The sequence below is a fragment of the Ensifer sp. M14 genome (assembly GCF_003355565.1).
Classification (GTDB): Bacteria; Pseudomonadota; Alphaproteobacteria; order Rhizobiales; family Rhizobiaceae; genus Ensifer.
In genome coordinates, this window is the sequence record NZ_QJNR01000014.1 from 152,754 (window position 1) to 177,557 (window position 24,804).

A 24,804-nucleotide genomic window follows, 5' to 3' on the forward strand; every position below is an offset into this window, starting at 1 on the left:
CCTGAAATGACGTTTCAGCGGTGAGTATTGCCGAAAGTGGCAAGATTTCCAACAAAGATAGACCGGATATTTCGCGAGGGCGGGTGTAGCGTTTCCAGGTTCTGGGAGGAGCCGACATGGAAGAGCAGAAACTTTCGACCGCCACGCTGAAATCTCTGAAAGATCTGGAGCGGCAGGTGCTCTGGCATGCATGCTGGATGATCCACAACGCCAATCACATCCGGGAAAAAGGCGAGGTGAAAGTCGGCGGGCACCAGGCGTCTTCCGCGTCGATCACCTCGATCATGACGGCACTTTATTTCCATATCCTCAGGCCGGAAGATCGGGTCGCGGTCAAGCCGCATGCGGCCCCGGTCTTCCATGCGATCCAGTATCTGATGGGCAACCAGACGCGCGAGAAGCTGCAGAATTTCCGCGGCTTCGGTGGTGCGCAATCCTATCCCAGCCGCACCAAGGATATCGACGACGTCGATTTTTCGACCGGCTCCGTCGGCCTCGGTGTCGGCATTACCGCCTTCGCCTCGATCATTCAGGATTACATCGCGTCCAAACCCTGGGCACAGAACAAGAGCGACGGCCGCATGATCGCACTCGTCGGCGATGCGGAGCTCGATGAAGGCAATATCTATGAGTGCCTGCAGGAGGGCTGGAAACACGATCTGCGCAACACCTGGTGGGTCATCGACTACAACCGCCAGAGCCTCGACGGCGTCGTTCGCGAGGGCCTGTGGCAGCGGATAGAGGCGATCTTCACCGCTTTCGGCTGGGACGTGGAGGTCGTCAAATACGGCTCCCTGCAGCAGGCGGCCTTCAAGGAACCCGGCGGCGAGACGCTGCGCGCCTGGATAGACCGCTGCCCCAACCAGCTCTATTCGGCGCTGACCTTCCAGGGTGGGGCCGCGTGGCGCAAGCGGCTTCAGGACGAAATCGGCGACCAGGGCAATGTCAGCAAGCTGCTTGCTTCGCGCAGCGACGAGGAACTGTCGGAACTGATGAGCAATCTCGGCGGTCATTGCATCCAGACGCTCGCCGAGACCTTTGCCAGCATCGACCATGATCGCCCCACGGTCTTTCTCGCCTATACGATCAAAGGCTGGGGAACGCCGCTCGCCGGCCACAAGGACAACCACGCCGGCCTGATGACCAAGGCGCAGATGCAGGATTTCCAGCAGAAGGTTGGTGTGCGGGCCGGGGAGGAATGGGATGAGTTTGCGGCGGTCGCCGATGCGGGCGCTGCGAAGGCATTTCTGAAGACCGTACCATTCTTTGCCAAGGGCACAAGGCGGTTCAAGTCGGACCCGGTGCCATCGGCCGGTCCGGTGTTGCTCGACGATCGCGAGCTGTCGACGCAGGCGGGCTTCGGCAAGATCCTCGATGCGCTGGCGCAACGCGACGATGCACTTGCCAGCCGCATCGTGACGATGGCGCCCGATGTGACCGTCTCGACCAATCTCGGCCCCTGGGTCAACCGGCGCGGACTTTTTGCCCGCGACATGCAGGCCGACACGTTCCGCGACGAAAAGGTTCCCTCGGTACAGAAATGGGTCTTCGGTCCCGGCGGCCAGCATATCGAACTCGGCATCGCCGAGATGAATCTCTTCCTGCTGCTGGGTGCGGCCGGTCTTTCCCACTCGGTATTCGGTGAACGCCTGCTGCCGATCGGCACGGTCTACGACCCGTTCGTCGCCCGCGGGCTCGATGCTCTCAACTATGCGTGCTACCAGGACGCGCGGTTCATGATCGTCGGCACGCCGTCGGGCGTCACACTGGCGCCGGAGGGGGGTGCTCACCAGTCGATCGGCTCGCAACTGATCGGCATGAGCCAGGACGGGCTTGCCAGTTTCGAGCCTGCCTATCTTGACGAACTCTCCGTGATCATGGACTGGTCCTTCGACTACATGCAGCGCGACGGCGATGCCGTGCATGACGAACGCACGTGGCTGCGCGATACGACCGGCGGCTCGGTCTACCTGCGGCTGACCACACGCCCGCTCGAACAGATGCAGCGTCGCGAAGATGCAGTCTTCCGCCAGGGTGTGATCGACGGCGCCTACTGGCTGCGCGAGCCACGACCGAACACGCAGCTGGTGCTGGCCTATCAGGGGTGCGTCGCGCCTGAAGTGCTGATGGCGGCCGGGCGGCTGGCCGAGCGCCACCGCGATGTCGCGGTGCTGGCGGTGACATCAGCCGATCGGCTCAACGCCGGCTGGACGGCGGCCCAGCGGGCGCGGCGGCACGGCCACAACAGCGCCGAAAGCCATATCGAGGCGCTGCTGGCACCGCTCTCCGATGCCTGCGAGATCATTACCGTGACCGATGGCCATCCGGCCACGCTCGGCTGGTTCGGATCGGTGCACGGTCACCGCACCGTTTCGCTCGGTGTCGAGCATTTCGGGCAGACGGGCACGATCGCCGACCTTTACGCCCATTTCGGCATCGACACGGACTCGATCATCGAAGCGGCCGAAGCGGTCGCTCTCGGCCGCAATCGCCGCAAGTTCAGGCAGGCCGGATAGGAGCGCCACGACCGGGGTGCCGGAGCACCTCGCACCCACCGTTTCCGATAAGGGTCAGCCGACAAAAGCGCGCCGCAGAAGGCCGGCCATCGATGCGCGCAAGCTGCCACGCTCGGCAATTTGGGCGCGCGACACGCCAAACAGCAGGCTCAGGATGCCGTTGCGTTGTTCGGTTGTCGGCAGGATCGTCAATCCGCCGCCGGCTTCATGGATTTCGGCAATGCGGACCCAGCCGATCTGAGGCAGGTAGACCGCTGCATCATCTGTTCGCGTAGCGTCCAGGCCCGGAATGCGGACGCGGTCCGCCGACAGTCCGCCTATGCTGACGTCGACGGTCTGCCCGGCCTGGCGATACTGCCCGTCCAGTGACACGTCGATGACCTCCTCCTGCCCGTATCGTGGCAGTTCGATGCAGACGAGCAGGCTGACGAAGGCGATGGTCATCGATACTAGGGACCAGACGAGATTTAGGATCTCGCGCTCGGAAAAATCCGTGGGCGCGTTCCACGCGAGCACCGTCTGCAGCACCGAAAGACCGGAAAGCACCGTCACCAGGCCGAAGAAGAGCGCCGTCGGCAGGTGTACGCGCATGCGCGCACGGTCGCCGCCTTTCTCCGTCACCTTGAAGGGGCGGCCGAATGGACGGCGGATCGCCTGCAGCAGCGTAAGCGTGACCGGCAGCGCCGTCAGCGCATGGGTTACCTCGGTAAACAGCGGCAAGGTCCGTTTTCCCGAGATCCAGGATGCGTAGACCCAGAACACCAGCAATGACGAGATGCCGTATTTCATGAACAGAAGCTCGTCGGCCTGAAGCGCGGAAATGCCGAAGAGCCAGTAAATCGACGGCGCGAAAAGCAGGCAGAGAATGAAAGGCTTCGACAGCCAGCAAAACAGACCGTGCAGATAATGGAAGCGCTGCCGCAGGGTGAACCGACCGCGCCACAGCGGGCCATCCTTCAGCAGGCCGATCTGGATCGTGCCGAGGCACCACCGGGTTCGCTGGGTGATGTATTCCGGAATGCCCTCGGCCGACAGGCCGACGCTGAGTTTCTCGTTCAGCCATCGGGTAATGTAGCCGCGTTCCATCAGACGGTAGCTGAGCAACATGTCCTCGGAGAGTGCCTCATGCGGGAAGCCCCCGATCTCGTTGACCATGGAGCGGCGCACGACGAAGCTGGTGCCGACGCAAAAGGCGCATTCCACCGCGTCCTTGGCCGGTTGGAACGTATCGAAAAACACCCGCTGATCGTCGACGAAGCTCGACGCGATGTGCAGGTTGTGCTGGATCGGGTCGGCGTTGAAGTAGAACTGCGGTGTCTGGACGATGCCGATACGCTGGTTTCTGAACAGGCCGACGACGCGCTTGAGGAAGTTGGCCTGCGGCGCGAAGTCCGCATCGAGGACCATGATCAGTTCGGACGGTCGCTCCTTGTTCGTCAGTTGCAGCGCGTTGTTCAGATTGCCGGCCTTGGCATGCCGGTTGTCCGGGCGCGTGATGTAGTTGACGCCGATGGTCTCGCAGTATTCGCGCACTTCGGGGCGGCGGGTGTCGTCGCAGACATAGACCTGGAAATCCGGGTAATCCATTGCCTTGGCGCAAACGGCGGATTTTTCCAGAATATGGATCGGCTCGTTGTAAGTGCAGATGAAAACGGCCACCGATGGATAGCGGCCGCTTGCGGCAAGTTCGCTCTCTGCGGCATCCGCCTCGGCCGTCCAGTCCGTGGTGCGGCAAAGGATCAGGACGGAGGCGACGGCGTATACGATCGATATCGCCTCGAACGAAAAATAGACATAGGGCCAGAGGCTTTCCGCTGTCGGTTCCAGGTCGGGCAGGGTGTCGAGCAGTCGCCAGCAGAGATAGAGCGCGAGCGATGCTGCAGTGACGATGCTGAAGGCAACCCTTTCCAGCGGGTTTCGCGGATCTGCCAGCGCGGCAAGCGCCAGGAACGCCAGTGCAACGCCCAGATCGAACAGAAGGACGCTTGTGAGATCGGAATCGAAGTGGAAAAACATGGCAGCTCTCAATTGGCTCGGAAGGGGTTGAAAGCCGTGGCTGCGAGAACGGCCCAGGCCGTGGCGCCCAGATGCGGCCGTCTGTAGTAACGAAACGCCTCCCCGACACCCGCAGCGTCGATCGTAAGCCCGGTCGATATTTCCTCGTCGCGGGTAGCAAACAGCCAACCTGACGCCGCATCGCGATTGTCCAGCACGCTTTCCATCAATCCTTCGGCGCGCTCTTCGTCACCCTCCAACCGAAACATCAGCGCTGCCTGCGCGGTTCCTTCGATCCAGATCCCGTCCCGGTCGTCGTTGAAGTCGTAACCGCCCGGGACTGCGAGTTTGGCATCGATGCGCAAGGGTGCTTCGTTCCAGCCCGCCGGTCGCTCGCCCGCAGGCATGACCATCAGCGGCCATATCTGCACGTCGAGAACGGTGATGCCGTTGCGCGCCGGCTTGCCTGACGTGTCGGTGCCGATCAGGAAGCCTTGCTCCCCGTCAAACATGCTCGTGACGAAATGCAGGGTCGAGCGCGCAAGGGGGTCCCATTGCGGGTCTCCGGTTTCCGACTTCAGCCAGCGCGCGACGGCAAGCGCATCGATATTGTGTTCCGTCGATTTCCACGGGATCGGCTTTGATGCCGGGTCAAAACCGAAATATCCGCCGGTCAGGCCGGCGTCGTCTTCACGAAGTCCGCTCTTCAACCATGCGCCGAGATCGACGGCACCCGCGAGATAGGCAGGCTCGCGGGTGCGGGCATGAAGCTGGAGCAGGGCGAGTGCTGCCCAGGCGACATTTCCAAGGGCGGTGCTGACCTGATATTCGTCTTCGGCCCAATGGCCCCCCTCGGCATCCCACCATCCAGGGAGCGCAACCGGCACGGTGATTTCGCCGCTCCGGTAGGCGTTGCGCAGGCGGCCGTCGCGAAACTGCCGATCTGTCTTCGATGCGGCCAGCAATGCGTCACCGATCGATCTGGCTGCGGCAATCCTGCCGCAGGCAAGCAAGGCCATGGCTGCAAGCGCATTGTCGTAGGTAAACGCCGCCGTAGCCAGCGGCTGCGGCAAGGCTGTTTCGTTCGGCCCCGGCCGATAACTTGGGATGAAGCCGACCGCGGGAGGCTGCCCGACCGTTTCGTGCTGCACGGCTGCGATCGCATCACAAAGCTCTCGCGCCGCGCTCTCGGCGGCTGTGGCGGGCGAGGCAAGGCAGGCAAGGCAGGCGAGCGCCATGGCCCGTGATCCCAGGGCAAGGGGTGAGCGAGACATCAGCTGAAACCTCACAAACGTCAGAGCGCTTTCGCTTGGATGCTTGTGTTGTCGGGCTTCATCGCCACGGCCAGCGTGGTGTTGGCGGCAAGGCGGGCACCGCGGGGCGAAACACGCGTGATCCTCGCCTGCTCGCTCGGGCCGGCTACGGGAGCGTCCGTAAACGCCGCCAGGTGCTGCCGGAGCTGACCGGCATAACCGGCAAGCGCGCTCGACGTGTTGTCGAACTGGCGGCGGGTCCACACGACCCAGGTTTTCGGCATGCTGACAGTCACCCACGTGCCGACGCCGCAGAACTTGTTCACGACCCCATTGTCCGAATGCGCTTCATCGGGGGCTATGAACGCGTAGAGTTCGCGCCGTTCCGTCGGCGGAAATGGCACGGCATAGTCGAGATCGACCCGCTCCGTCGTCTTTGGCACCAGTCGCTCGACACGGCCAAGAACCGGACTGTCCCAGCCGTCGGCCTCCACCGTGACGCTTGCGCCCAATGACAGGCTTTGTGCCTGGCGCTCGGAGAAGATGGCAACGACGAAGGCATCGGCACAACTGACGGATTCGGCCAGAGTATCGCCACCGCTGACCTGCTTTCCGACCTGTGCCACGGTCTTGAAGAGCTTTGCTTGCGTGGAGATCGCCACATCGGCTCGAACGAGCTTGGCGATGCGTTCTTCTTCCGCTTTCGCCAGAGCCTTCAGCTGGTCGATGCGCGCCTGGATGGTTGCAGTCTGGATGCTGATCTGCGAACGGTCGGCCTTCACATTGCGGATTTCTCGCTGAAGGTCCTGCAACGATTGCTGCTCGCCGCCGACAAAGATGCCCGAGCGGGCATTGCCGAGATCCGCACTCAACATCTCGACCCGCAATCTGGCCGCTACGATCTTCGTATCCTCAAGTCTCAGCGTATTGGCAAGCTCATCCCGGTTGCCGGCGATCACGCCCTTTTTCACGAGACCGAGTTTTCGCTCCGCGGCGTTCTTCTCGTTGGCGGACGACAGGCTGACGATTTCCAGGTGGGCTTGCGCGTTGCGCAGGTCGTTGTCTGAGCGAATGATGATCGCCGCCTGTTGGCGGTTCAAGTCTCGTTCGAGATCGGCGATGCGGCGGAGATAATCCGCGTGGATCGACTGCTTGAGCGCCAGATCGTTCTGAAGCGACGTCAGCTCGATCGTCAGGCCGATCAACGTCGAGCGGTCGACGCGGTCGTTTTCGATCGTTGCAAGCGGGAGGTTGCCGTCGCCTCCCGTGTTGACCTCGACGACGCGCCCGCCGATCGGCGAGGTGATCGAAACGACCGGGGCGTTGGTGACGGCACGTGTCGTCGATGATGAGAAGACCGGCGGTGCAATCGTTGTCATGAATGTCGACCCGACAACACCGAGAACGCCAAGAGATAAAACTCTGACTGATTTAGTGTTATTTGTCGAAATGTCTTTGTTTGTCTTGGAAGACATAGCTTTAATCTCCAAAGGTGATTTTTATGCTACGCATCCTCCCATAGGTTTGAAGGGTTACATGCTGTTGATATCTCGTCAAGACGTAATATTAGCAAATTATTGATGAATATATACTCATTTACTGCATCGTTTAACGGCAACTGTCCTTGCGTTGGTCAGCTGCACAAGAAATAAGCGGCGCGCCAAATCGAGCCCTGGCGTTGGCGCAAATGACAAGGAGTGCCTGCCGGCATGGGGCAGCTGATCTTGCGCCCGGCTGCGCACAGGCCACGTCGCGCATCAGATCCGCCTGGCACGGCGTTGCTCCTGCATAGCGGGCACCTTACGTATGACGGGCCGAGAGCGGCCAGCGTCAGCGCCCGTACCTGCGCATGACCTCAACAAGTGGACCATGCTTGATGGCTTCGATCCTGAAACGGTCATGGGCCGTGCCGCCTGAATCTTCCGCTGCGAGCATGGCATTGACCACCGCCTCTTCGACGCTGTCGACCGTGGCCAGATAGACGGGGTCGAGCATTTCGTCATTGACGATTTCAAGCGCCAGGCGCGGCGGGGCACGGTGCGCCATCGGCTGCGGATTGGCGGTCGAAAACGCCAGGAAGATGTCGCCGGAATTGTTGCCGCCTGGCGTGCCGTTGCGGCCGATGCCGATGGCCGCGCGGCGGGCAAGCCGCTGAAGTTGGTGCGGGGCCATCGGCAGATCGGTGGCGATGACGACGATGATCGAGCCGCGCTCCTGCATCTGGCTCTGTGGCGTGCCATCGCGCATGTGCTCGCCGACCGGTACGCCGCAGATCGTCAGCCAGTCGCGTTGGCCGTGGTTGGCCTGCACCAGCGTGCCGATCGTGTAGTCCCGTCCGCCAAACTCGACGACCCGCGAGGCGGTGCCGGTACCACCCTTGAAGCCATAGGCGATCATGCCGGTGCCGCCGCCGCAATTGCCTTCCTGGACCGGTCCGCCGGCGGCAGCATCAAGGGCGGCCTGCACCTCCGCTTCGCCGATCGGCTGGCCGTTGATATCGTTCAGTACTCCGTCGTAGGTTTCGGCGACCACCGGCATGATCCAGAGAAAATCGTCGCTGTCATAGGTGGAGGCATAACGCTCCAGCATCCACTTGATCGTGGCGTGGTGGGTCATGCCCACTGCATGGGTGTTGGTGATCATCACCGGCCCGAGAAAGAAGCCGCCATCCTCGATCCAGTGGGTTCCAGTCATCTCGCCGTTGCCGTTGAAGCGATGCACGCCAGCGTAAACGGGAACCGGCACGTCCGAGCCCGCATGCGGCAGGATGGCGGTGACCCCGGTTCTCACAGGGCGCTTGCGGCCCGGGCGCGGTTCGTCTTCCGAGATGGTATGGAAGCCGACGGCAATTCCCTCGACGTCGGTGATGGCGTTGAAGTGGCCGGTGCGGCCCTTGAACGGCAGGCCGAGGTCCCGGGCGCGGGCTTTGGTGGCGGGCGTATTCTTGTTGTCCATGATCATTTCTGCCGAGAGCGGAGGTAGAGGCCAAGCGAGGCGACGACGAAGGAGAAGGTCAGCATCATCACCGCGATCGCGTTGATCTCCGGCTTGATGCCGCGCCGAAGCATGGCGAAGATGAACATCGGCAGCGTCGTCACGTCGACGCCGGCGATGAAGTAGGTGATGACGAGATCGTCCATCGAGATGATGAAGGCGAGCAGGGCGCCGCCGACGATGCCGGGCAGAAGCTGCGGCAGCACCACGCGGCGAAAGGTCGTCCACTCGTCGGCGCCCAGGTCGGCCGAGGCATTTTCGAGCGTGCGGTCCATGCCGGCAAGGCGCGCCGAGACGACGATGAAGACATAGGAAATCAGGAAGGTGCACTGGCCGATGATGATCGTCGTCAGGCCGAGGTGTATGCCCGAATTGACGAAGAAGATCAAAAGCGCGATGCCTAGCACGATGTCGGGCATCAGCATCGGCATGAACATGATCACCCGATAGAAACGCTGGCCGAGAAAGTCGAAGCGGTAAAGCCCGATCGCGATCGCCGTGCCGAAGACGGTGGCGATCAGCGTCGTCGAGGTGGCGATGACGAGGCTGTTCCACACGGCCTGGAGAAGCTGCCCGGTCGATTCGATATAGAGCGCGTTTTCGGACACCGTGGTCTTGAACCCCAGCACCTGCGCGTACCATTCGGTGGTGAAGCCGGTCCAGGTCATCATGTTGACCGGGTTGGAATTGAACGAATAGACGGCGATCACCACCAGCGGGATGTAGATGAAGGCGAAGAAAAGGCCGGTGTAAGCGACGAGGCCGCCGCGGAAGAGGGATTGAGCGATCTTCATGGGGCGACCTCAGCGATTGAGTGCGGCGTCGGCGCCGCGGCGGCCCGATGCGAACACGTAGACGAGCAGCAGCACCAGCATCACGCTCATCACCATCATCGCGAGCGCCGAGCCGAACGGCCAGTTGCGGGCGGCGAGGAACTGCTGCTCGATCAGATTGCCGAGCATCATCACCTTGGCGCCGCCGAGGACGGCCGGAACGACGAAGTTGCCGAGTGCCGGGATGAAGACGATGATCGCGCCGCCGATGATGCCGGGAGCCGTCAGCGGCAGGATGATGCGCCAGAAGGTACGGATGGGCCCGGCGCCGAGATCGAGCGAGGCGCGCACCAGCGTCCAGTCCAGCTTTTCGACGCTGGCATAGACGGGCATGAACATGAACGGAATGAAGACATAGACCATGCCGAGAATGATGGCGCCATTGGTATAGATCAGGTCGAGCGGCCGGGCGATCATCCCCGTCGACATCAGCATCTCGTTGACGAGGCCGGTCTGGCGCAGGATCAGCACCCAGACGAACAGGCGAACGATCAGGCTGGTGAAGAAGGGCAGGGTGATGAGGAATAGGCAGAAGTTCTTCCACCGCTCCGACAGCCGGGCGATGCAGAAGGCTGCGGGATAACAGACAAGCAGAGCGGCCAGAACGGTCAGCGCCGCGATCTTCACCGAGCGGATGAAGATGGCGATGTAGACGGGATCGAAATCCTCGAACATCGGATCGGCAAAGCCGAGGATGCGGCCGAAGTTGTGGGGGTAGAAGGTCCACTCGACGCCGCCGTAAAGCCCCGGCGCCAGGAAGCTTGTGACCATCATGATCGCGAGCGGGCCGAGGAAGAAAACGGCAAGGAACAGGGAAACGGGTCCGAGCAGGACGGCAAGCTGGACGCGGCGGCGAACGGCGATCGACATGTCACGCCTCCGCGCAAGCGTGAATGAGGTGAACGGCTGCCGGATCATAGGCAAGCTTCGCGCGGCGCGTCCGCTCGATTTCGCCGATCAGGCTGCGTCGACCGGCGGGGATCTCGGCGATGACCTTTTTGCCGGCTAAGGTTCGGCCGAACAGTTCGAATGTAGAGCCGACGAACACGATTGCCTCGAGGTCGACATCGAGGGTGGGGAACCGTTCGCCTTCGCCAGCGAGAAAGAACTGTTCCGGCCGGATCAGCGCCGTCGCCGCGCCCGATGCCGTCGACGGGGTTTGTCGATGGCGGATCTCCGTGCCGTCGCCGGTCATCAGCCGGTCGCCATCGATCCGGCCGTCGAAGAGATTGCTGGCGCCGATGAAGGTCGCGACGAAGCTGTTGACCGGGTGGTCGTAGATCGCGCGCGGCGTGTCGAGCTGCTGGATCCGCCCGCCGGAGAGAACGGCGACGCGGTCCGACATGGTCAGCGCCTCCTGCTGGTCGTGGGTCACGAAAATGAAGGAGATGCCGAGCTCGTGCTGCAGTGTCTTCAGCTCGATCTGCATGGCCTGGCGCAGGTTCTTGTCGAGGGCCGACAGCGGCTCGTCGAGCAAAAGCAGTTTCGGGCGCGCAATGATGGCGCGGGCTAGCGCCACGCGCTGCTGCTGGCCGCCGGAGAGCTGGCGCGGACGTCGGCCCTCCATGCCTTCAAGTCCCACCATCTTCAGTGCCGCCGCAACTTGTTCGCGTCGCTTGGCCTTGGCGACGCCGGCGACTTCAAGCGCATAGGCGGTGTTTTCGCCGACGGTCATGTGCGGAAAGAGCGCGTAGTTCTGGAACACGGTGTTGACGGGGCGGCGGTAGGGCGGCCTGTCGGTCATGTCCTCCCCGTCGATCAGGATGCGCCCGCCGTCGAGTTCGACGAAGCCGCTGATCGCTTGCAACAGCGTGGTCTTGCCGCAGCCGGATGGCCCGAGAAGCGTCAGGAACTCGTTGCGCCGCACCTGAAGATCGATGGCGTCGAGCGCAGTCACGCTCCCGCCCTCCGGAGTGGCGAAGGCTTTGCTTGCCCCCTCCAGCCGGACAATGGAATCCTGCATCTGTCATTCCCCAAAATGTTATTTAAATAACGCTTGTGCGTTTTGGATATATGGATACCATTTGTTCATCGGTGTCAACGGCCGCAGAAGCCGGAGCCGGCAAGGACCAGGGAACGGTCCGACCTTGGGGTACCAAGCCCCATGAACCATCAGAGGAGACTATCTATGACGAAAGCAAGCCGCGTCGTCCGGGCGACCAGGGCCAAACTTTTCGGCTCCGCACGGGCCGCCGCATTCTCGCTGTCCGCCTTGATCGCCACCACGGGTCTCGGCCACGCAGCCGAGCTCAACATCTACAACTGGGGCGAATACATCAATCCGGCGGTCCTGAAGAAATTCGAGGAAGAGACCCAGATCAAGGTCAACCTTTCCACCTATTCCTCCAACGAGGAGATGCTGGCGAAGATCCAGGGCGGCGCGACCGGCTATGACGTCGTCTTCCCGTCGGTGCATATGCAGGACATCATGTCCAAGCTCGACCTTCTGGAGAAGACCGACATCAATGCCTATGAAGGTTTCAAGAACATCGATCCGGCGTTCCTGAGGGCAAAGAGCGACCCGAAGGGCGAGTATTGCTTGCCCTATGCCTTCGGAACCGTCGGCATCGTCTACAATCGCAAGGTGCTCGGCAAGGACGTCGTCGGCTGGAAGGACCTGATCGCGACCGTCAAGGAAAAGGGCCTGAAGTTCACCCTGCTCGACGACATGCGCGAGGTCCTGGCCGTGGGCTTGATCCTCAACGGCCACAAGGTCAACTCGACCGATCCTGCCGAGTTGCAGCAGGCGGCCGATACGATCATCGCCATGAAGCCTGACGTCGCTGCCTTCACCTACGATACCCGCCCGATGGTGCAGTCCGGCGACGTCGCCGCCGGCCATTTCTTCGTCGGCGCGATGGTCGACGTCTTCGCCAACCAGAAGGATCTCGGCTACGTGATCCCGGAGGAAGGCGCGACCATGTACCAGGAGGATATGTGCGTGTTGAAGACGGCGCCGAACAAGGACAGCGCCATGAAGTTCATGCAGTTCTACACCCGTCCGGAAGTGGCAGCGCTCAACGTCTCCCAGCAGACCAACGGCACCGCCAACGTGCCGGCGCGGCAATTGACCCCCGACCAGATCAAGAATAGCAAGGAAATCAATCCGACTCCCGAAACGATGCAGCGGCTCCAGATCTTCGAGGACCTGGGCTCTGGCGTGCGCCAGCTCGATCGTGTCTGGACCAAGGTGAAGACGGCGCAGTAACGGCGGCAAAGATCGGCAAATCCGCCCGCTCACAGCGTGCTTTGCGTCTGACATCTGACGCGCAGCGCTGTGGGCGGGCGGAAGGATCTCCGGGGAGGGGACGTGGCACAACGAATCCTGAAGCTCGTGCAGAGCGAGGAACTCAGGCGGTCGAAATCCGACAAGCTGATTGCCCACTACATCGAGCGCAATCTGGCGGAGATCCCGTTCGAAACGGCAAAATCGATCGCAAGTCGTCTCGAGCTGTCGCCGATGACTGTCGGGCGCTATCTCCGGCGCATGGGTTTCGACGGCCTCGACCAGCTGAAGCACGAGTTGCGGCGCGGCAGTTCCAACCCGGCTTGGCAGGTGAAGGGGCCGGTGGACCGACTGCGCGAAGACATTCGCGAGGGCAAGCTGCTCGCCGGCCTGATCCAGGAACAGATCAACAATCTCGGCATGGTCTACGAGCTTACGACGTCGCCGGAGTGGCAGAAGGCGATCGATGCGCTGATCGGCGCCAGCGAGGTCTATGTCGCCGCCTATCAGAATGTGCGCGGCATCGCCCAGTATTTTGCAAGCCAACTCTCTTATACCCGCTCGCGGGTGCAATTCGTCGATGGCCTGAACGGCACCTATTCGGAACTGCTCGATGGCTCGGTGGAGGGGCGCGTGCTCTTCCTGCACGATGTCAGGCGCTTTGCAGCCAAGGCAAGGCCGCTCGCAATGGAGGCGCGCCGGGCCGGCGTCAAGGTGATCCTCTATACCGACGAATATTGCCCTTGGGCTGCGGAAGTGTCGGATATCTGCCTCGTCGTCCCCGGCTCTCATGGCCCCTTATGGGACGGCGCGGCGACGACGATCGCCGTCATGGACCTGATGCTCAGCAACATTATCGTCGTTCTGGGCGACGAGGTCAGCGAACGGGTCGGCATGCTGACGCGGCTACAGGACGTGTTCGGCGACTTCGAGGCCTGAGTGTAGCGAAGTCGCTTCGCTTGCGCTGCCTTCGACCGCCGTTCGGTAATGAGGGGCAGCACGGCCCCCACTCCTTTGCGGATCTTTGCAAAGATTTTTGTCGGCGCCGTTCCACACTGTCGCAAGCGCCAGCTTTCTGCCCTCTTTGGCGTGGATTTCGTCCGATAGCCGCTGAAAACCCTAAAAAATAGACTGATTTTCGAGTGCTGGGTCAAGCCTTGCAGAGCCTTGCAAGGATTCTTGCGGGCATCACCTTGACTGCAAGGTCGTTTGCTTGAACGATGTGTCATGCAAAGAAACTTGTAGAGCGCCATGACACTCATCGATCGCATAAAGGCACAATCGAAAAGACTGACCGAGGCGGATCAGAAGCTGATCGCGACGATGCTCGAGAACCGGGCGGAGGCAGCCTTTCTGTCCGGGCCGCAGCTGTCGCAGCGCGCCAGCGTTCATGAGGCGACAGTCACCCGCTTGGCGCAAAAGCTCGGATACCGCGGCTTTCCCGATCTGCGGGCGCAGCTTCAGCGTGAAGTGCTTGATGATCAGGATGCCGCGACCCGCATGCGCCGCTCGGTCGCCAAGGTCGAGCACGGCGACTATCTGACAGATCTGATCGCAGCGGAGATTTCGGCCCTGGAAACGCTCGCGCGCTCGGTGCCGCAAGGTGACGTGGACCTCGCCGCCGACATGATCTTCGAGGGGCGTCGGGTCTTCGTGTTCGGCCAGGGGCATGCGCAGTCCGTCGCCGGCTTCCTGCAACGTCGCCTTGACCGCTTCGGCATGACGACGATCGCGCTCACCGGCCGCGGCCGGGATATCGCCGAGCGCATGGTCAGCATGGACAAGAACGACATCGTGATTGCGCTCGCCTTTCGCAAGCAGCCGCAAAGCTATGCGCCACTGGTTGAGCACGCTCGCCGCGTCGGCGCGCGGACGATTTTGATTTCCGACCTTGCCGGTCCGCTGATGGAGCCGGTTGCGGATCTGATGCTTGCCGCTCCGCGCGGGCGTTCGGGAAGTGAGTTTCAGACGCCGACCATCCCGTTTGCCATCGTCAACGGCATCGTCCTGACGATCGCCGGCAGGCATGAGCGCGAGGTGATCGGCAGGCTGGAGAAACTGTCGGAGCTGTTCAACGACTTCGATTGACTGGGGAAAATGGAGGAGGAAACCATGTTAAAGCGACTGATGAAGTCCGCACTTGCGGCCTGCGTCGTGCTGCCCACGGCAGTTATGGCGGCAGATTTGGATAGCATGACACCCGAGCAACTGCTGCCGCTCGCGCAGAAGGAAGGAAGCGTCACCGTCTTCTCACTGTCGAGCCGCATCGCCAAGATCGAGAAAGCTTTCGAGGAGACCTATCCCGGCATCGATCTGATCGGTCTCGACATGAGCTCGACAAAGCAGATCGCGCGTCTGGAAGCCGAGCAGCAGGCGGGCGTGCATGCCGTCGACGTGCTCTACATTGCCGACACGCCGGTTGTTTTCAGCAAGCTTCTCGAAGCCAAGCGTATCGTCAACTACGTGCCGCCGCGCGTGGCAGGGCAGATCGACGATCGTTACAAGGGGCCGCTCCTCACCCAGCGTCTGTCGACCAAGGTGCTGATGTACAACGAGAAGGCCTTCCCCGGCGGCTCACCCGTCACCAATCTGTGGCAGCTGACCCAGCCGGAGTGGCAGGGCAAGGTGCTGATGGTGGACCCGAGCCAGCGCGGCGAACTGCTCGACCTCCTGACCGAGATCGCGCTTCATCCGGACGAGATGGCCGCAGCATACAAGGCGCAGTTCGGGAAGGACATAACCGTCGATGCCGATCTTCAGGGCGCCGGCGAGCAGTTCATCAAGGACCTCTTTGCCAACGACCTGATTCTCGTCCCCAACAGCGACGTGCTCAACAAGTCGGTCGGCGACGCCAATGCCAAGAACCCGCCCGTCGGCTTCGGCACCTATTCGGACCGCCGCGACAACGAGAAGGAAGGCTGGGCACTGCAGGTCGCCAACAATGTCGAGCCCGCCAACGGCATCCTGTTTCCGGCGGTTCTGACGATTGCCGACAAGGCGCCGCATCCGGCCGCCGCCCGGTTGCTGATCGACTTCATGTTCGGCGACGACACGCCGACGGGAGGTGCCGGCTTCGAACCCTTCAACGTTCCTGGCGACTATGCCACGCGCACGACCATCGCCCATCATCCGGACTCCGTCAAACTCGGTGACCTGAAGGCCTGGACCATAGATCCGGCCAAAACCGCCGCTGCACGCGGCCGCGTCTCCGATCTCATCATCACGCTTCAGTAACGGGTTGTTTGCCGGCGCAGTGGTTGCTGCGCCGGCAAACACCGAGGTTCGCAAATGACATTCATATCAACCTTCGCGCCATCGGGCGGTCGCCGGCTGCTCCGATCAGGCTTCGTCATGCCGGCAATCCTCGTTGCCATCGTCGCCATCCTGGTGGTGGCGCCGCTTGTGCGCATCCTTCTGTCGACGCTCACCCCTGCAGGCATCGAGGCCTGGCAGGCGGTGCTTGTCAGCCCGCTGTCCTTCAATCTCTGGTGGCGACCGTTGTTCAACACCATGGTTCTCGGCTTCGGGGTCGCCAGCGGCTGCCTCGTCCTCGGTGGGTTTCTGGCCTGGCTGGTGGTCCTGACCGACGTGCCGGGACGTCGCGTGCTCGCACTGATGGGGACCTTGCCCTATATGATCCCGAGTTTCGCAGCGGCGCTTGCCTGGGGAACGCTGTTTCGGAACTCCCGCCTTGGAGGTTCCGCCGGCTTCTTCGAGACCAACGGCCTCTCCATTCCCGACTGGCTCGCCTGGGGTCTGGTGCCGACGGCAATCGTGCTGATCGCCCACTATTATTCGCTCGCCTATACGATCATTGCCGCGGCGTTGAGTTCCGTCGGCGCCGACCTCGTCGAAGCGGGCCAGATGGCTGGTGCGAAACGCCCGCGCATCTTCTTCGGCATCATCTTGCCCGTCGTCACCCCGGCGCTGATCGCCGCCGCTTCGCTCACCTTCGCCGGTGCGGTCGCCAACTTTGCAGCTCCAGCGCTTCTCGGTCTGCCCGTGCGCATGCAGACGCTGTCGACCCGCCTTTTCGGCATGATCGAAACTGGCCAGAACGAGCGCGGCTTCGTGCTCGCCCTGTTGCTGATCGCCGTCTCGGCCCTCTTCCTGTGGATGTCGGACCGTCTCGTCTCCGGCCGCAAGGCCTTCGTCACCGTCACCGGCAAGGGCGGTCGCACGAAACGCTTTCCGCTTGGTACCTGGCGCTGGCCGCTCTTTGCCGTCGCCGTCACCATCGGCCTTCTGACCACGGTCGTGCCGGTTCTGGTGCTGGCGGCCTCTAGTCTTGCGCCACAAAGCGGCGCGCTGTTTTCGAACTGGACGTTGCATTTCTGGATTGGCGAAGGCGGCGGCGAAATTGCGCAAGGGCAGGCGGGTATTTTCCGCAATCCCGTGCTGATCGACGCCCTCTGGAACACGATCCGCCTCGGCCTTGTCGTCGCGCTGACGACGATGCTGCTGGGCCTCGCACTCGCCTATACGATCGTCCAGCGACGCGGCAGCCTGCTGGCCACGATCCTTTCCCAGCTCGCCTTTGTCCCGCTTCTGGTGCCGAGCATTGCCTTTGCGGCGGCCTATATCGCGCTCTTCGGTGCACCGATCGGTCCGCTGCCTTCGCTTTACGGCACCTTCGCACTGCTGGTGATTGCCGCATCTGCGCATAATCTCCCCTTCGCCGTGCAGTCCGGCCGATCGGTTCTCGGCCAGATTTCTGCCGACATCGAGGAAAGCGCACGGCTGACCGGGGCCGGCCTGCTTCGCCGGTTGTTTGCGATCATCTTCCCTTTGGCGATCCGCGGTCTGTTTGCCGGCGCGATCCTCGTCTTCGTCAAGATGGTGCGCGATCTCTCGCTGGTCGTGCTCCTGTTCACGGCGACGTCGCCGGTTCTCAGCATGGTCGCCTACCGTTATGCCGCCGAGGGCTTCATGCAGTTTGCCAACGCCATCACCCTCGTCATTCTCATCGTCTGCCTTGCGGCCTCGTTTCTGGCCCACGGCCTCCAGAACCGCGTCCAGAAATGGAAAGAGTCATGAACGCACTTGCAACCGGCGCCGCGGACGCCATCGAGATCCGCAACCTCGTCAAAAGATTTGGCGCCTTCACAGCCGTCAAGGATGTCAACATTTCGGTTCCGGCCGGTTCGTTCCTGGTGCTCGTCGGCCCGTCCGGCTGCGGCAAGTCGACCTTACTGCGCATGCTGGCTGGCCTCGAGGGCCCAAGCGAAGGCGAGATCGCCTTTGTCGGCCAGACGGTGTCGAGCGGTGCGGGCGGCGTAATTGCCGATGCCGGCCGCCGCAACGCTGGTCTCGTTTTCCAGAGCTACGCTTTGTGGCCGCATATGACGGTCGCCGGCAACATTGCATGGCCTTTGAAGGTTGCGCGCTGGCCGCGCGAAAAGCGCGATCATCGTGTCAAAGAGGTGCTCGCCCTGCTCGGCATCGGCGCTCTAGCCGAGCGTTATCCCGCGGAAATCTCCGGCGGCCAACAGCAGCGCGTCGCAATCGCCCGCACAATCGCGCCGGAGCCGAGCATTCTCCTGTTCGATGAACCGCTGTCGAACCTCGATGCCAAGCTGCGTATCGAGATGCGTAGCGAGTTGATGCGCATCCACCGGGCAACGGGCGCCACGTCCGTCTACGTCACCCACGACCAGGTGGAGGCCATGACCATGGCGACGCATGTGGCCGTGCTCAACAATGGCCGTGTCGAGCAGTTTGGCAAGCCGATCGAGCTGCTGCGCAATCCGGCAACGACCTTCGTCGCCACCTTTCTCGGCACGCCGCCGGCCAACCTTCTGCCGGCGCGCCGGGTCGGCGAGACATTCGTCTTCAACGACACGCCATTGGCTTCGGGTTCCATCGCGCCCGGTCATGACGAGGTACAGCTCCTCTATCGTGCCGAAGATGTGTCTGTTGGGGCGGTCGCGGACAAGCCTTCGGTCACCGCGCGTTTTGCGGAGGCCGCACCGATCGCCGGACGCACGATGGTCACGGCCATGCTCGGCGAACTCAGGATCACCGGCATGGCGGAAGGCTATTTCAGCGCCATGCCTGGCGACCCCGTCACACTGTCATTCATAAGGACCCCTGACGCAGTCTTTGCCGTCAGCGGAGAAAGGATAACTCAATGAGGCTGATCCTCATGCGCCATGGCGAAACCGAGTGGAACGCCGAACAACGACTACAGGGCCAGGACAACTCGCTTCTGTCCGAGCGCGGCGTGGCCCAGGTCCGGCGTTTCCGCCCCTATGCCAAGGCGCTGCAACCCGCCCGCATCATCGCCTCGGATCTCGGCCGGACACGACAGACCGTTGCGCTGATCGGACATCCGGATGCGCCCTCTGACGAGCGCTTTCGCGAGCTCGACATGGGCGAGTGGACGGGGCGGCGCAAGCCGGAATTGATCGCCGAGCGCCCGGAGGACTATACCGCCTGGCGCGCCGGCACGTTTACGCCCGCCAATGCCGAAACCTGGATTGCCTTTCGCAACCGCGTCGCCGACGGCGTTCGCGACTGGATGTCGCGTACGGACGGCGACCTGCTCGTGGTGGCGCATGGCGGCGTTATCCGCGCGGCCTGCCACGAATTTCTGGACTTGCCGCCCTCGCGCGTCGTTCCGGTCACGCCGGGAACGGCAACCATCCTGAACTTCCCCGTCGCGGACCGGTCTGCAGCGCAGCTCGAAGGCTACAACATCGGATCTGTCGCCCCCGACATTTCCGTCGCCGATTGATCGCTTCGGGCGGAAGGGCCAGGCTGGACATGAATTCCGGAACGTTTGTCATTGTGGAACTGCTCGGCGGCGTCGCACTCCTGCTCTGGGGCGTGCGGATGGTACGAACCGGCGTCATGCGCGGATGGGGCGATCGGCTGCAGCGCTTCGTCGAGCAGCGGCTCTCCAACCGGCTGACCGCGTTCGGTGGCGGCATCGCCGCCACCGCCGTTCTCGGCAGTGCCACTGCCATGGCTCTCATCATAGCAGGCCTTGCCGGTGCGGGGGCGATCGGAGCGGCAACGGGCCTTGCGGTCCTGCTCGGTGCCGATATCGGTTCGGCACTCGTCTCCGGGCTCTTTGCGTCAGGCTCGTCGTTGGCAACGACGATGGCGCCGCTCTTTCTGTTTGCGGGCTATCTCACCTTCGGCGCGTCGAGCGAGTTTCGCCCGCGAAATGCCGGCCGTATCATGATGGGGCTTGGCCTCATGCTCCTGGCACTGAAGGTCATCGTTTCGGCGACCGCACCCTTGCGCGAGGCCACGCTGTTTCACGACGTTCTGGCGGCGATTGCCAACGAGCCGGTTCTCGGCTTCCTCGTCGGTGCGATCCTTGCCTGGTTCTGCCATTCGACCCTGGCGGTCATTCTGTTGATCGCATCGCTGATGACCAACGGCAGTCTGGAAGTGGCCGGGGCCGTGCCTTTGATCCTCGGCGTCAATTTCGGCGGCGGCCTGCCTGCCGTCAGCGCGACCCTCGATCAGCCGTCGGTCGCTCGCAAGCTTCCGGTCGCCAATCTGCTTTGCCGCGGCCTCTTGGCACTTGCACTGTTGCCCGTGGCGCGACAGATCGTCGATCTTGCCGGCCATCTGCCGATGGATCCCTTGCATGTTGCAGTTGGGCTCCACGCCGCGTTCAACCTGGTGGTCGCAGCCCTGTTCCTGCCGATCACCCCGGTCGTCGTGCGTGTTGTCGACCGGTTGATCCCGAATGCGGCGGCCGCCGACGATCCCTTGGCGACCCCGCGTTATCTCGACAGCGTTTCGTTGGAGACCCCGGCGATTGCGCTTTCCAATGCGACGATGGAGACGATCCGGATGAGCGAGTTGCTGGAGCGCATGTTCCTGACGGCGCTGACTGCGCTGTCCTCCAATCGGCTGGAGGCATTGAAGGAGGTCAACGCCATCGATCTCAAGCTCGGTACCTACATGGGCTCGGTCCATGCCTATCTCGGCCGGCTGGCTCAGGGCGAGCTATCCGGCAGCGATACCCGCCGGACCTTCGAGATCATGCTGTTTGCCAGCAACATCGAGCATGCCGGAGATGTCATCAAGCTCAATCTGGCTGACCGCATCCGGGCAAAGATCAGGCAGGACATCCAGTTCGCGCCGAGCCAACGCGAAGCCATCGACAGGCTTTGCGAAGAGGTGGCCATCTCGCTGCGCCTGGTGCCGGCCGCCCTTTCGTCACGTGATGTCGGTGCGGCCGCGCGTCTGGCTTCGCAGAAGGATCGCTTCCGCGCGCTTGAGGAGCGCGCAATCAACGCGCATCTCGGCCGGGAAGGCATGGAGAAGGGCGTCAGTTTGAGCAGCAACGCCCTGTTCATCGATCTCGTCGGCGATCTGCACCGGATCAACTCGCACATAGCCGCTGCGGCCTATCCGCTGATCCAGGCGGCGGGATTGCTGAACGAGACCCGCCTTCGTACGTCTGCCTTAAGCGAACGGCTCGCGTGAGAGACCAACGGGGTCGGTGCAATAACCGGCTGGTTGTCCTTGTCGCGTCTACTGCCGAGAAAACAGGTCGTACACTCTAGGCAATGAAGGGAGTGCAATGCCGAGGCGTAGGGCAACCCTCGCACCTCCTATGGCATCTCGTGACGATCTATCTTCGCTGGCGCCCGTCAGTGCAGCGCCGAGGGCATCACGAACACGGACATGCCGTCCTCCTCGACGGCGCTCAGAAATTCGGCGAGCGCGGCCGCATCGGTCGCGAACAGGTCTTCCCAGCGTGTCGACATGCCTTGGCTATCGGTGACTTCGAGCGCCCATTCGTTGCCGTCCTCGACCCGGGAGATTTCGACTGTGACGGTGATCCCGTCGCGCGAGAATTCCTGCGAGAGCGGGGACAGGACGATTTTCGGTTCTTCGTTCATGGGACACCTTTTGCCGTGTCGGTTGGATCTATCCGTCGAACCGACTGCCTCTAGCTACGCCATTGCCGCTGGCGCAATCAAGGCCGCCCTCGGGGTATCCAAGAGGCTATCTGATTTTGGTTGGCTGGAAACCGTTCGATCATGGTGTCGCGTGGCGTCGACGTTTCATCTTGAACGTTTCGCTTCGGAGACCCGGGCAAGCGGGCCGGCCTGTGTTCGAGAACGTATTTATACGTGAAAAAACGTCTCTCGACCGCGTCACAGAAGGCGCTGCCGGTTCGTCAAAGCGATATGGAGCCGGAAGGTACCGCACGACAAGCACGATTTCCCATCTGGGCGACCTCATCTTTGCCGGCGTTGTCACCGTAGAGTTATCGGTCGTCGGCGACGCGACACGTCTCGTCATGACGGAGAACGGCGTCTATCTCGATGGCAGCGACAGCCCGCTGGGCATGAGGACGGTTGGGCGGTGATGCTCGACAGCCTCGGAGACTACCTGAAACGCCGCTTGCGGCATGCCGCGTAACCTGTTGCCCCCAAGGCGAGCGCTGATTCTCCAACCCGAAAGAAGCGCCGGATGCTCCTCCACGGGACGGTGCGCTGCGGGCCCTGCCCGCAACGCGCCGTCCCGATGATTGGTTTTCCCACGCTAAATCCGGCCCTCTTGCCACAGGTCTGTTGACAGGGCGGGAAAGTGATGGCGCGATAGGCACTCGATCTTCCCTTTCACCAAAAGTTCCGGGAGAAGGGCTGATGGCATTGCAATACGACATGTTTGTTTCGTCTGAACCGGACGAAAAGGGAGCACGCGCCAAGCGCGGGTCTTCTCGCGCGGCTGCCGGCATGAGCGCCGGGGCGATGGTCGATCATCTCGAGGCGACGGGCCGCTACCGCGTGCTGCAAAAGCTTGAGGCGCGTCCCGTCGTGACGCAGCCACGGGCGGAGTTTCCGCTCGTCGGCGTCATTCTCGACACCGAAACCACGGGCCTCAATCATCGCAAGGACGAGATCATCGAGATCGGCGTTATCGCGTTTACCTTCGACGCCCATGGTGCGATCGGCGACGTCATCGACGTTTATGGCGGTCTGCGGCAGCCGAGCGGTCCCATTCCGGCCGAGATCACGCGCATCACCGGCATTACCGACGACATGGTCGCCGGCCAGACGATCGACCTTCCGCGGCTCCAGGCGATCATTGAACGTGCCGACCTGATTATCGCCCACAATGCCGGGTTCGACCGGCCGTTTTGCGAAGCCTTTTCGCCGATCTTCGAGAAGAAGGCCTGGGCTTGTTCCGTGTCGGAGATCGGCTGGAGCGATCGCGGCTTCGAGGGCACGAAGCTCGGTTACCTCATCGGTCAGGCCGGATATTTTCACGATGGTCATCGCGCCGTCGACGACTGCTTTGCCCTGCTCGAAGTGATCGCCGGGCCCGACGATCAATCGCAGCAGACACCGTTTGCCGAACTTTATGCTGCAAGTCAGCGCTCACGCGCCCGCCTGTATGCGGAAAACAGCCCCTTCGAGATGAAGGACCAGCTGAAGGGCCGCGGCTATCGCTGGTCCGACGGTAGCGACGGGCGCCCGAAATCCTGGTGGATCGAGATCGGCGAAGAAGCTCTGGACGAGGAGCTCCGCTACCTCAGAACGGAAATCTATCGCTGGAGCGAGGCCGATCCGCCCATGGTCCGGCTGACGGCCTTCGATCGCTTCAAGGCCCGCTGAGCCGGCTGCCCGGCGCTGGGCGCATGGCTGCTCTGCGAACTCAGATCTACGAAACCGACCGATTTCTTGTATAGTCAACTCATCGAAGCGATGCACCTCCTCCCGCAAAGCTTCGTGTCTGCAGGCGCTTTCTCCTCCTCCCAACGAGCGCCTGCCGGAATGGCAACACTCCTCCTCCCAGTTGCCATTCAATCCCTTTAAGAGCCTGCCGCACCTCCTCCCGCGGCAGGCTTTTTTGTTTCCGGGCGAGACCGTTCAGAACGAAAGCTCAAGCTGAGGGCGTTCTTCCGCATCATGGCCGTTGAGCGATGACAAGGTGACGCCAAGCAGCCGTACGCCGCGCTTGAACGGGTGGACGGATGCGAGCAGCGCAACTGCCACCTCCAGCACTTCTGCCGCTCCACCCACCGGCATCCCGAGAGTTCTGCTTCGTGTCGCCTGGGTAAAGTCTGAATACTTCACCTTGACGGTTACCGTCTTGCCGCTCATCCCATGCGCCTCGCAGTAGCGCCAAACCTTGTCGGCCAAGGGCAGCAATTCGGCGCACGCCGGTTCGAACTCGAAAATATCCTCGACGAAGGTGTCCTCCGCGCCCACCGATTTGCGCACCCGGTCGGGCTGCACCCGCCGTTCGTCGATGCCGCGCGCGATGCCGTAGAAATACGGGCCGGATTTGCCGAAATGCTCCTGGAGGAACGCGAGCGGCTGCTGTCGCAATTCAAGGCCGGTCTCGATACCCAGCCGCTTCATTCGCTCCGCCGTCGCTGGCCCGACACCATGAAACTTCTTCACCGGAAGCGCTTCGACGAAGGCCGGGCCGTTCTTCGGCGTGATCACGAACAGCCCGTCCGGTTTTCGCTGGTCGCTTGCCATCTTCGCGAGGAACTTGTTGTAGCTGACGCCGGCCGAGGCCGTCAGCTTCGTCACCGCCTTGATCTTTGCCCGGATCTCCTCGGCGATTTCGGTGGCGATCTCCATGCCCTTCAGATTGTCGGTCACATCGAGATAGGCTTCGTCGAGCGACAGCGGCTCAATGACAGGCGTATATTCGGCGAAAATCTCGCGGATCTGCTGCGAGACGCCGCGATAGACGTCGAAGCGCGGCTTGACGAAGATGAGGTCGGGACATTTTCGTTTCGCCGTGACAGACGGCATGGCGGAGTGGACGCCAAACTTGCGCGCTTCGTAACTGGCGGCCGCAACGACGCCGCGCGCAGCTGCGCCACCGACGGCGACCGGCTTGCCCCGCAATTCCGGATTGTCGCGCTGCTCGACCGATGCATAGAAGGCATCCATATCGATGTGGATGATCTTGCGCTGCCGTTCCGCGCCTGTCGTATCGGCTGGAGGGTGCCTTTCCTCGACGGTGTCGTTGGGCTCGGCCACGTGCCG

19 protein-coding genes are annotated in these 24,804 nt (G+C 62.3%); 10 read left to right on the forward strand and 9 right to left on the reverse strand.

Annotated features, from left to right (window positions below; translation table 11 throughout):
* Positions 1 to 116: 116 nt before the first annotated feature.
* Complete coding sequence (locus tag BLJAPNOD_RS29400; RefSeq protein WP_115422397.1) at positions 117 to 2,516, forward strand: transketolase; 2,400 nt, start codon at positions 117 to 119, stop codon at positions 2,514 to 2,516.
* A 54-nt stretch (positions 2,517 to 2,570) separates the two neighbouring features.
* Here BLJAPNOD_RS29400 and BLJAPNOD_RS29405 read toward each other — a convergent pair whose 3' ends face one another.
* The 7 genes from BLJAPNOD_RS29405 to BLJAPNOD_RS29435 all read right to left on the reverse strand — a co-directional run bounded on the left by BLJAPNOD_RS29405 (position 2,571) and on the right by BLJAPNOD_RS29435 (position 11,554).
* A complete protein-coding gene (locus BLJAPNOD_RS29405) occupies positions 2,571 to 4,532 on the reverse strand; it encodes a cellulose synthase catalytic subunit (protein ID WP_115422398.1) in 1,962 nt (653 codons plus the stop codon).
* Between the two features lie 8 nt (positions 4,533 to 4,540).
* Complete coding sequence (locus BLJAPNOD_RS29410; RefSeq protein WP_147294606.1) at positions 4,541 to 5,785, reverse strand: hypothetical protein; 1,245 nt, start codon at positions 5,783 to 5,785, stop codon at positions 4,541 to 4,543.
* A gap of 20 nt (positions 5,786 to 5,805) precedes the next feature.
* Positions 5,806 to 7,143 carry an HlyD family efflux transporter periplasmic adaptor subunit gene (locus tag BLJAPNOD_RS29415; protein ID WP_115422400.1) on the reverse strand — a complete coding sequence of 446 codons (1,338 nt, stop codon included), beginning with the start codon at positions 7,141 to 7,143 and terminating at the stop codon, positions 5,806 to 5,808.
* 451 nt (positions 7,144 to 7,594) lie between these two features.
* On the reverse strand, positions 7,595 to 8,719 hold the full coding sequence (locus tag BLJAPNOD_RS29420) for a P1 family peptidase (RefSeq protein ID WP_115422401.1): 1,125 nt from the start codon (positions 8,717 to 8,719) through the stop codon (positions 7,595 to 7,597).
* A 2-nt stretch (positions 8,720 to 8,721) separates the two neighbouring features.
* Entirely contained in the window at positions 8,722 to 9,552 is an 831-nt protein-coding gene (locus tag BLJAPNOD_RS29425) for an ABC transporter permease (RefSeq protein WP_115422402.1), read from the reverse strand.
* Positions 9,553 to 9,561: 9 nt separating this feature from the next.
* A complete protein-coding gene (locus tag BLJAPNOD_RS29430; RefSeq protein ID WP_115422403.1) occupies positions 9,562 to 10,461 on the reverse strand; it encodes an ABC transporter permease in 900 nt (299 codons plus the stop codon).
* 1 nt (position 10,462) lies between these two features.
* Entirely contained in the window at positions 10,463 to 11,554 is a 1,092-nt protein-coding gene (locus BLJAPNOD_RS29435) for an ABC transporter ATP-binding protein (protein ID WP_115422404.1), read from the reverse strand.
* A gap of 165 nt (positions 11,555 to 11,719) precedes the next feature.
* Here BLJAPNOD_RS29435 and BLJAPNOD_RS29440 point away from each other — a divergent pair, with 165 nt between their 5' ends.
* The 8 genes from BLJAPNOD_RS29440 to BLJAPNOD_RS29475 all read left to right on the forward strand — a co-directional run bounded on the left by BLJAPNOD_RS29440 (position 11,720) and on the right by BLJAPNOD_RS29475 (position 21,268).
* Positions 11,720 to 12,799, forward strand: a complete 1,080-nt coding sequence (locus tag BLJAPNOD_RS29440; protein ID WP_115422405.1) for a spermidine/putrescine ABC transporter substrate-binding protein — start codon at positions 11,720 to 11,722, stop codon at positions 12,797 to 12,799.
* Between the two features lie 102 nt (positions 12,800 to 12,901).
* Entirely contained in the window at positions 12,902 to 13,756 is an 855-nt protein-coding gene (locus BLJAPNOD_RS29445; protein ID WP_077501145.1) for a MurR/RpiR family transcriptional regulator, read from the forward strand.
* 312 nt (positions 13,757 to 14,068) lie between these two features.
* On the forward strand, positions 14,069 to 14,905 hold the full coding sequence (locus BLJAPNOD_RS29450; RefSeq protein WP_115422406.1) for a MurR/RpiR family transcriptional regulator: 837 nt from the start codon (positions 14,069 to 14,071) through the stop codon (positions 14,903 to 14,905).
* 24 nt (positions 14,906 to 14,929) lie between these two features.
* Positions 14,930 to 16,051 (forward strand): ABC transporter substrate-binding protein, encoded by a 1,122-nt coding sequence (locus BLJAPNOD_RS29455; RefSeq protein WP_199566058.1) that lies wholly within the window; start codon positions 14,930 to 14,932, stop codon positions 16,049 to 16,051.
* A gap of 117 nt (positions 16,052 to 16,168) precedes the next feature.
* Positions 16,169 to 17,854 carry an iron ABC transporter permease gene (locus BLJAPNOD_RS29460; protein WP_115422725.1) on the forward strand — a complete coding sequence of 562 codons (1,686 nt, stop codon included), beginning with the start codon at positions 16,169 to 16,171 and terminating at the stop codon, positions 17,852 to 17,854.
* Positions 17,851 to 18,951, forward strand: a complete 1,101-nt coding sequence (locus BLJAPNOD_RS29465) for an ABC transporter ATP-binding protein (protein ID WP_115422408.1) — start codon at positions 17,851 to 17,853, stop codon at positions 18,949 to 18,951. Before BLJAPNOD_RS29460 ends, BLJAPNOD_RS29465 begins: the two co-directional genes overlap by 4 nt.
* Positions 18,948 to 19,553, forward strand: a complete 606-nt coding sequence (locus BLJAPNOD_RS29470) for a histidine phosphatase family protein (protein WP_077501155.1) — start codon at positions 18,948 to 18,950, stop codon at positions 19,551 to 19,553. The genes BLJAPNOD_RS29465 and BLJAPNOD_RS29470 overlap by 4 nt, the downstream gene beginning before the upstream one ends.
* Positions 19,554 to 19,582: 29 nt before the next feature.
* A complete protein-coding gene (locus BLJAPNOD_RS29475) occupies positions 19,583 to 21,268 on the forward strand; it encodes a Na/Pi cotransporter family protein (RefSeq protein WP_115422409.1) in 1,686 nt (561 codons plus the stop codon).
* A gap of 167 nt (positions 21,269 to 21,435) precedes the next feature.
* Here BLJAPNOD_RS29475 and BLJAPNOD_RS29480 read toward each other — a convergent pair whose 3' ends face one another.
* A complete protein-coding gene (locus tag BLJAPNOD_RS29480; protein ID WP_077501159.1) occupies positions 21,436 to 21,687 on the reverse strand; it encodes a hypothetical protein in 252 nt (83 codons plus the stop codon).
* Positions 21,688 to 22,440: 753 nt separating this feature from the next.
* Here BLJAPNOD_RS29480 and BLJAPNOD_RS29490 point away from each other — a divergent pair.
* On the forward strand, positions 22,441 to 23,412 hold the full coding sequence (locus BLJAPNOD_RS29490; RefSeq protein ID WP_115422411.1) for a 3'-5' exonuclease: 972 nt from the start codon (positions 22,441 to 22,443) through the stop codon (positions 23,410 to 23,412).
* 255 nt (positions 23,413 to 23,667) lie between these two features.
* Here BLJAPNOD_RS29490 and dinB read toward each other — a convergent pair whose 3' ends face one another.
* Positions 23,668 to 24,798, reverse strand: a complete 1,131-nt coding sequence (gene dinB, locus BLJAPNOD_RS29500) for a DNA polymerase IV (RefSeq protein WP_256372354.1) — start codon at positions 24,796 to 24,798, stop codon at positions 23,668 to 23,670.
* Positions 24,799 to 24,804: the final 6 nt, after the last annotated feature.

Bases quoted from the DNA above. Each gene is read 5' to 3' on its own strand.
- BLJAPNOD_RS29400 (WP_115422397.1), top strand. From the start codon at position 117: ATGGAAGAGCAGAAACTTTCGACCGCCACGCTGAAATCTCTGAAAGAT.
- BLJAPNOD_RS29405 (WP_115422398.1), bottom strand. From the start codon at position 4,532: ATGTTTTTCCACTTCGATTCCGATCTCACAAGCGTCCTTCTGTTCGAT.
- BLJAPNOD_RS29410 (WP_147294606.1), bottom strand. From the start codon at position 5,785: ATGTCTCGCTCACCCCTTGCCCTGGGATCACGGGCCATGGCGCTCGCC.
- BLJAPNOD_RS29415 (WP_115422400.1), bottom strand. From the start codon at position 7,143: ATGACAACGATTGCACCGCCGGTCTTCTCATCATCGACGACACGTGCC.
- BLJAPNOD_RS29420 (WP_115422401.1), bottom strand. From the start codon at position 8,719: ATGGACAACAAGAATACGCCCGCCACCAAAGCCCGCGCCCGGGACCTC.
- BLJAPNOD_RS29425 (WP_115422402.1), bottom strand. From the start codon at position 9,552: ATGAAGATCGCTCAATCCCTCTTCCGCGGCGGCCTCGTCGCTTACACC.
- BLJAPNOD_RS29430 (WP_115422403.1), bottom strand. From the start codon at position 10,461: ATGTCGATCGCCGTTCGCCGCCGCGTCCAGCTTGCCGTCCTGCTCGGA.
- BLJAPNOD_RS29435 (WP_115422404.1), bottom strand. From the start codon at position 11,554: ATGCAGGATTCCATTGTCCGGCTGGAGGGGGCAAGCAAAGCCTTCGCC.
- BLJAPNOD_RS29440 (WP_115422405.1), top strand. From the start codon at position 11,720: ATGACGAAAGCAAGCCGCGTCGTCCGGGCGACCAGGGCCAAACTTTTC.
- BLJAPNOD_RS29450 (WP_115422406.1), top strand. From the start codon at position 14,069: ATGACACTCATCGATCGCATAAAGGCACAATCGAAAAGACTGACCGAG.
- BLJAPNOD_RS29455 (WP_199566058.1), top strand. From the start codon at position 14,930: ATGTTAAAGCGACTGATGAAGTCCGCACTTGCGGCCTGCGTCGTGCTG.
- BLJAPNOD_RS29460 (WP_115422725.1), top strand. From the start codon at position 16,169: ATGCCGGCAATCCTCGTTGCCATCGTCGCCATCCTGGTGGTGGCGCCG.
- BLJAPNOD_RS29465 (WP_115422408.1), top strand. From the start codon at position 17,851: ATGAACGCACTTGCAACCGGCGCCGCGGACGCCATCGAGATCCGCAAC.
- BLJAPNOD_RS29470 (WP_077501155.1), top strand. From the start codon at position 18,948: ATGAGGCTGATCCTCATGCGCCATGGCGAAACCGAGTGGAACGCCGAA.
- BLJAPNOD_RS29475 (WP_115422409.1), top strand. From the start codon at position 19,583: ATGAATTCCGGAACGTTTGTCATTGTGGAACTGCTCGGCGGCGTCGCA.
- BLJAPNOD_RS29480 (WP_077501159.1), bottom strand. From the start codon at position 21,687: ATGAACGAAGAACCGAAAATCGTCCTGTCCCCGCTCTCGCAGGAATTC.
- BLJAPNOD_RS29490 (WP_115422411.1), top strand. From the start codon at position 22,441: ATGGCATTGCAATACGACATGTTTGTTTCGTCTGAACCGGACGAAAAG.